The sequence below is a fragment of the Zooshikella ganghwensis DSM 15267 genome, assembly GCF_000428585.1.
Lineage (GTDB): Bacteria > Pseudomonadota > Gammaproteobacteria > Pseudomonadales > Zooshikellaceae > Zooshikella > Zooshikella ganghwensis.
Genome location: NZ_AUAF01000013.1, coordinates 67710 through 74785, shown reverse-complemented (window position 1 = coordinate 74785; position 7076 = coordinate 67710). Strand labels below are relative to the sequence as shown.

7 protein-coding genes are annotated in these 7076 nt (G+C 37.0%); 1 reads left to right on the top strand and 6 read right to left on the bottom strand.

Translation table 11 applies throughout. The features are described from left to right. The 4 genes from F607_RS0105185 to F607_RS0105170 form a co-directional block, all read right to left on the bottom strand. Positions 1 to 220: transposase (locus F607_RS0105185; protein ID WP_027707227.1), on the bottom strand; the 220-nt coding region annotated here is incomplete at its 3' end. 138 nt (positions 221 to 358) lie between these two features. Further along, a complete protein-coding gene (locus F607_RS0105180; protein WP_027707226.1) occupies positions 359 to 784 on the bottom strand; it encodes a GNAT family N-acetyltransferase in 426 nt (141 codons plus the stop codon). A 30-nt stretch (positions 785 to 814) separates the two neighbouring features. After that, positions 815 to 1663, bottom strand: coding sequence for a GNAT family N-acetyltransferase (locus tag F607_RS0105175; protein WP_230400365.1), 849 nt, complete (start codon positions 1661 to 1663; stop codon positions 815 to 817). Positions 1664 to 1699: 36 nt separating this feature from the next. Continuing rightward, the gene (locus F607_RS0105170) at positions 1700 to 2431 is read right to left on the bottom strand and encodes a GNAT family N-acetyltransferase (RefSeq protein WP_027707224.1); all 732 of its coding nucleotides are present in this window, start codon (positions 2429 to 2431) and stop codon (positions 1700 to 1702) included. A gap of 400 nt (positions 2432 to 2831) precedes the next feature. Between F607_RS0105170 and F607_RS0105165 the strand changes: the two genes are divergently transcribed. Further along, a complete protein-coding gene (locus F607_RS0105165; RefSeq protein WP_027707223.1) occupies positions 2832 to 3284 on the top strand; it encodes a hypothetical protein in 453 nt (150 codons plus the stop codon). A gap of 144 nt (positions 3285 to 3428) precedes the next feature. Here F607_RS0105165 and F607_RS0105160 read toward each other — a convergent pair whose 3' ends face one another. Both F607_RS0105160 and F607_RS28225 read right to left on the bottom strand, forming a co-directional pair. Then, complete coding sequence (locus F607_RS0105160; RefSeq protein WP_169719767.1) at positions 3429 to 4973, bottom strand: reprolysin-like metallopeptidase; 1545 nt, start codon at positions 4971 to 4973, stop codon at positions 3429 to 3431. A gap of 453 nt (positions 4974 to 5426) precedes the next feature. Next, positions 5427 to 6989, bottom strand: coding sequence for a multicopper oxidase family protein (locus F607_RS28225; protein WP_051310928.1), 1563 nt, complete (start codon positions 6987 to 6989; stop codon positions 5427 to 5429). Between the last annotated feature and the right edge of the window lie 87 nt (positions 6990 to 7076).

Below are 7076 nucleotides of genomic sequence, written 5' to 3'. Positions count from 1 at the left end.
GCTGGTGATGTCCAGAAAAAATGGTGAGAGTTAGGTCATCAAATCCCCGATGACACGCTAGGCAGCGATAACGTTTTCGGGCAATTTGCTTTTGATGATTACCATTGCCTTCTACTTGTTGAGACTGGCAGTGAGGGCAGCTGACGCCATCAGGCCAACGTCTCTGACGAATAAACTGGTAGCATTGCTCATCATTTACCAGTTGTTTGATATTGATCATTCTTTGCTTATTACTGACTTAATTTACCCAAATAGACGTGCATAATACATCTTTGGTTGTATTATATGCTACCCCACCCCCCAGGAATCCATATAGAGCCAAACTATTTTATCTGTAATTGTGCTTCATTTATGACTTTTACAGCGACTTAGTAAACTCAATTTTATTTTCACCCGACGAGGAAGGTACAACATTAGTAATACAGTATCCATTTTTAATAAGTAAAATAAGCATGCCCGGATACTTATTCATACTTTTAACACAAATTCGGTGTCCACCACCTGCTCGCACATAAGCTTCCTGAGTTTCAAGGAGTTGCTGCGCAACACCAAAGCGACGGTACTCTGGCAGAACACCTCCCAACCAACTATAAAAATTTTGGTTATCCTCCCAGTAACCTAACTTATACCCTGCAATCTTACCTGAGACCTCAGCAACTAACAGTTTATATTGGCGGGATGCTATTCTGTTTAAATAATATGCTATTGAATGAATACTGTTTAACTCTGCCAGATTATTGTGTATTAACAATGCCTCATCTAACATACCATCTCTAATAATCATAATCGCTCACTGCTATAAACTGCTAATTATTTACCCTACCTCAAACGAAGTGACACCATAAATTCTATCTAGAGGTAATGAAGGTGATTCCCCTGTATACATTCTCGCAGTTTCAAAAACCTTCTCCATTCTATAACGTTCTGCCAACTTAAGCGCTTCATGATTGACTTCAGGTATGTCAAGGTAGACTGGTTGTAAAAAATCTACCGCTTGTATTAATGAAGCAAAAATAGCATTAGCCAATTCAGGGCTATCAGCGTAAAGAGGTCCAATCTTGTAGCCATTTTGAGCCTTACGTATAACACCATAACCAGCCAAACGATCATTTTGGATAATGCCTAATGCATGACAATCTGGCTGATTGATCCATGATTTTAAAAATGCTGCTCTTTTTTCAGGGAAAAAAGGACAGGTATAAAGCTCAACCGTGTTAAATGGTAACGTCGAAAGATCAATAACATCTGCATTAGCGAATACGTCATCACCACCAGCGTATTCAAATCGAATATTTCGATAAGCTAATTTAAAGCCAAATTTTTTATAGTTTTCTTGTTGTTCAACAACACCATCTAAGCCAATATTACTGCCATATAGATACTGAATACCTGATTTCCAGATTTTCAAACCATAACCCTGGCGTCGATAATCGGGATGTACAATATAAAAACCTAGAAAACCGAATGATGCACTATATTTGACAACAGATAATGTCGAAATTGGTTTACCATCAAGTAAACCTATAAAAAAGCCGTTTGGATCGGTGTGATAGTAACAGTCCGCATCATGAAGCCCAGGATTCCATCCCTCTTTTGCAGCCCAGTCAATAGCAATATTAACTTCCTCGCGCTTCATTGGTCGGATTATGTAATTACTATGCACTATTGAAGATCCTTCTATTGCTTCATTAAAAATATATTAACTGACTGAAGAAAAAACAGACATCTCAATATCAGATTGAAACCCTAAGTGGTAGTATAATTTTTGACCTAATGCTGATGCCGCAAGTCGAATGTGTTGGCAATCAGCCTTCTGGGCATCATAAATAATATGGTTCATGATTCGTTTAGACAACCCTTGTCTTCTATAACCAGGATTCGTTTGTACATCATCAACAACCATGTCACTCCCTGCAGAAATTGCCCGTGCCCATGATATTAGGTTTTGTCCATCACGAAGATAGTACATAACAACATCATTTTTATTAAACCGTTCTAAACAAACAACATCCTCACCACGTTGCGCATTAAACCAAACTACCTCATCTTTGTTACTTAACACTTTAACTTCATGCTGTGGCAAAAGCCCAGGAAGTTGACTCACATCCAATGACATCATTAGCTCTTCAGCCACGGGTAAATACTGCTGCAGATCAAGCTCATGTTGTACTGACATATCCAGATTAAAGAGCGTGATAAAGTGCTGCTCATCATTAATACTTGCCTTAAATGACTGTAGATCAAATTCACTTAGGTTCCATATAAAAGCTTCATGCTTACGCTTTACTGAACCAATGGGGGTATCGAATGAGCAGATTACACCGCCTGATTCGTGTGTTAATAACACCTCACCTTTCGTACGTGACTTACTCCAACCACTCACAAAGTGACGAATAGCGCCCACAAGGTTATTATAGCAATTATTGTCCATAGACATCCTGACTACTTTCTTTAAATGACTTTTTACTTCTACTATTATATTTCTACAACGCAGGGTATACGCTTACTGACGAATACTCTTATTCTTTTTAGAAATTCTACGCTCCAGTATGAAGCCAGTAAACCCACTTACTGAGGACAATTACATTTAGCAATAGCTTGTAATAAATGAATCCTGAGCGCTTACAACGCATGTGTAAATTTGTTCCTCCCGCAGCATAAGGCTATCCTTGATCTCTATTGACTTTTGTGATCCCGGCACCTGCTCAAACCCGCCAAAAGCTAGCTGAACACATATACTGATGAGTTGATTGCAACCCAATGGTGTACGCCTTCAAAGTTTGGCTTCAGCGCCTTCGTTGGTGCAACTGTTGTCGATGGGGTATATCGCGATGAAACTCACTGCTAATACACCTATTGGCTCCTACTCCAAAACCTTCAAGGTCACTAAGGACATAGACTTCACATGGCAACCAATTTCGCGGTTCAAATTAGAAGTACAGGTCAACGATTTTCAGGAGTATCCCGAAGATATCTCCTTTGAGTTCGCTGGTAAGATTGGTGTTAAACTGCCTTTCTTAGGTTGGAAGTATTTAAGTGTGACTCACCATTTTAGTGTGCCAAAGGACAATGAAATACTGGAAAATCCTGAGCCTGAACTGGCTGGTGTTCTAGCTTTAAACTCAGCTGATACTACGCCCAAGGGCTGCGAAGCCTTAAGAGAAAACGGCCCGATATTACTCCTTATTGGGCCAGCCAACTGCTCACAAGCAAACATCGATTATCGACCAAAAGCCACCGCTAGCATTTTAATGAGTTTAGATTCGTGTAAGTTGCAATTGTAAGGTGATAACTCGGTTCAAAAAGTGATTACGAGGAGACTGTAAAACCCCAGCATATAATAATACAACATGACTGGGGTTTTAAAAGAACATAAGAGGATCTAACTTAACCAGAAGTTAATTCTTAGGCGAGAACCCGAATATTGATTATATAGGACGGTTTTCAGCTATATCCAGCTCGTTTAATAAAAACCCTTTACTATTTTCAACACCATTGATAACAAGATGAATAGTAGTTAAATTACTTGGCAATTCGATGGCTGTATCTAACTCAGTCCAGTTTTTATCATCAACCTGACTTTGTGCTGCTGAAAACCAGTCTTTTTTACCATCAGCGGTTTCATAATAAACCCAAAGTGTTACCAAACCTTTTGCAGCCCCTTTCACACTAGCTTTAACTCGGTATTTTTTTCCTGGCTGCATTGCACAGGTCATATTTATACCTAATGTGGGTAGGTTAACACTATTATCTACTTGGAGGACTTGTTCAACTTCACCATTAATCACTTCTTCAATAAATGAAAACTGATCATTTCCTGGAATCCAAGGGTAGATACCTTCCAGTTTTTCTTCTGAAAAATCGATTGTCCAAGCATCCGGATGCCAAGTTATACTATCTGGATTAGGCAGCTTTTGTAGAGAAGAAGTTTTAACGCCCTCTAGCTGTTTTGATGACATACAAAAATTAGCGACATGAGGCGCTGCAATATTTAGCGCTTTTGCATTATCCGCTTCCAAACCTCCTGCTATTTTCCCACCAATAATCAGTTTTTCATCATCATAACAAGACTCTATACCATACTCACATACTTTTATAGATGGGTTTGAAAAATAGGGTACACGTTCAACCACACCATGGTCCTGAGGATAGGTCATGATGGAAGCAATACTACCCTTAGTGGCATATCCAAATGCAAAGGGATACTGGCCTGAAAAAACTTGAGCCTCAATGGCATCGTTAACGTTATTAATCTCCCCTCCTAACTTAGGTACTTTTTTCCCATAAAAATTTATATTTTTTAATAAATCATAGTATGCATTATAAAGTACTTGATATTTTGGAAATGATTTTTGCTCTGTAGACAGTCCATGGTTTAATCCAAATAGATGCCCTAATTCATGAGCCACATGGTAAGCCGTTTCAGTACTATCAGGATTAATACTATAGTCAGAACATTGGTCAGTAACATTAACAACTGCATGGGCTTTATTAATATTCTGTATTGAGAAAGTTCCTTTGTTATAAAGGAAGTAATCAGGAGCTGTCAATCCACAAGTTATACCACTACCACTTGAACCATCAACCTCAAACAGTGTTAATACCAAGTCCGCTTGATATCGAGCTCGTAAATCTCGCAATGTTCTATTTTGTCTAGTTTCTTCTAACGCCTTAGTGATTTCCTGTCCATCAATTGGCATAAGCGATTTTTCTACAGGATACTGTTCAACTAAGTTCAGTTTAATATTAACCTGGCTGTTTTCGAATGCTTTATTAACAAATTCAATATAATCAATAATTTTTTTATTGATACTCTGATTATTTTTTTGGTAAGACTCTTCTGCTTTTGGCGTATATACTACCAAGACATCAATTTCATGCACTGCTTTCCCAGCAAGTACGCTTGTCACACCTAAAAATGGAAGCAATACACCTGCCTTTAAAGTTATGCTGCTTGCTTTATTTTTTATCATACTCAATAGACCCAAATAGAAAGCAATTTGTAAAGTCATGTCATTCTATTTGTAAACCCTTATTATTTCATCTGTAAATCTACTGATAAAACCATAAAAAAACATACACCCCAGTACCATATTTATACTTAAAACAACATATAGTACGCCTCTTACTCCATACATTAACAAGTTATAACAACTTTTAAATAAGCACCCCTACCCTATACATTTTTATATACAATGTATGAGCTTATTTACTCCTCAAGTGTCATGCTGACTTAGAACTTGTTAACAGGCCCTAGGTAAAGAATACTTGTAAAATTGTATCTTTTAAAAAAAGGGATGCTACATACAATAGCCCTAATGATCACATTTGAGAATGTATCAGAGATTATTGAAGCGGTATGCAGCATTTGTGGGAGTGATATTATACTCAGCAGTTAACACAATGTCATTTGCAACCAATCAATTTTAATATACTATAAACTGCCCCATCATGCCTTTATCTTCATGTTCAAGAACATGACAGTGATACATATAAGGAATATGATAATTAATATCTGACCGATTTTCGATGTTTTTCACATATTCTTTTCTGTAAGTATTATGATTAAATTTTACCCATATTTTACAGGTATGATACTCACCTTCATTCATTTCACCAATACGTTTTGGTAGTGCGATTGTGTCCTTCCATCCTTTCAGCGTATTGTCTGGTTCTTCTCCATATAACTCAAGAACCAAAAACGAGCAGCCATGAACATGAAAGTTATGTCCACCTTTCAAAGATTTTATTTCCCATATTTCAGCTATATCTATTTTCACCTCTTCATTAATAAACTGCATATCAAACTCTTTATTATTAATACTCATTATTGATAACTCATCGTCTACCATAAGCTCAAATGATCTAGATACATCAGATGATGCATTACTAATAAAGTCTCTCTGAATCTCACTATGCCTTAAGCTATTAGCGAGTATCGTTTCTTTTAATTGATAAGAGTTTACTACAATTTTTGCTATAGTTACTGTAATATAATCTGGATCAAAAGGGTCAGAAGGTAACGTAACTGCCTTCATATCTAGCATACCACCTCTAAACTTTGAAAAATCAACTATTATTTCAACCCTCTCGCCAGGAAGCACTAAGATTTTTTCAACTTGTTCAGGTTGGTTTAAAAAACCTCCATCAGAAGCAATAACATAAAATATAGTATCACTAAAGAATAAGTTATAAGGTCTCGCATTAGATGCATTTAATATCCTGAACCTTACTAACCCTGGCATTACAGATATGAATGGATTGGCTACTCCATTTATACAATACGTATCGCCTGTAAATACTCTATTTGGTTTTAGATCATAAATCTGCTGCCCAGCAGCATCAAAAAGCTTATCTTGCAAAATAATTGGTATATCATTAACCCCATAAATATCTGGCAATCCCAATAAAGTGCTATTTTTATCTTCTATAATAAACATTCCCGCATGACCAAAATATACCTGTTCTGCTGTTTTACCACAGGTATGATCATGGTACCAGCAAGTGGCAGCTTCTTGATAAATTGGCATACTGATATTCCAAGTTTCACCTGGATGAATCATCTGATGAGGACCACCATCTAAACGCCCTGGAATATGTAAGCCATGCCAGTGATTGGTTACCGGTTCTGATCTTAAATTTACAACTGAAAAATCAACAACATCCCCTCGTTTGACTTTAATAGTAGGACCTAAATAAGAACAATGATGTTGTAAAGTGGAAATCCCTGTAGCATAGGATTTTTTACCCGGATAAAACTCATGTTGGCTATCTTGAATATACAACGTTGGCATACGATATCGTTTTGCATAAGAGTTATACAACAAGGGCGGGGCACAAAGAGGATTAAAATCAGCAATAGCTTTTTTTTGTCGGTAAGTAAGTCCCTCTAATGATCTAGAGTGACCAACAACAGAAAACCCTACTGAGGTTAGTGCTGCTCCCGAAGAAAGCATAGCTCCATATTTAATAAAATTTCTACGCTCCATGTATGTACCTTTTTTTTACACTAAACATGAATACTTTTTTATTCAATTTTAGCTTTTCATATAATAACGCTGAGTACTACTTGAGAC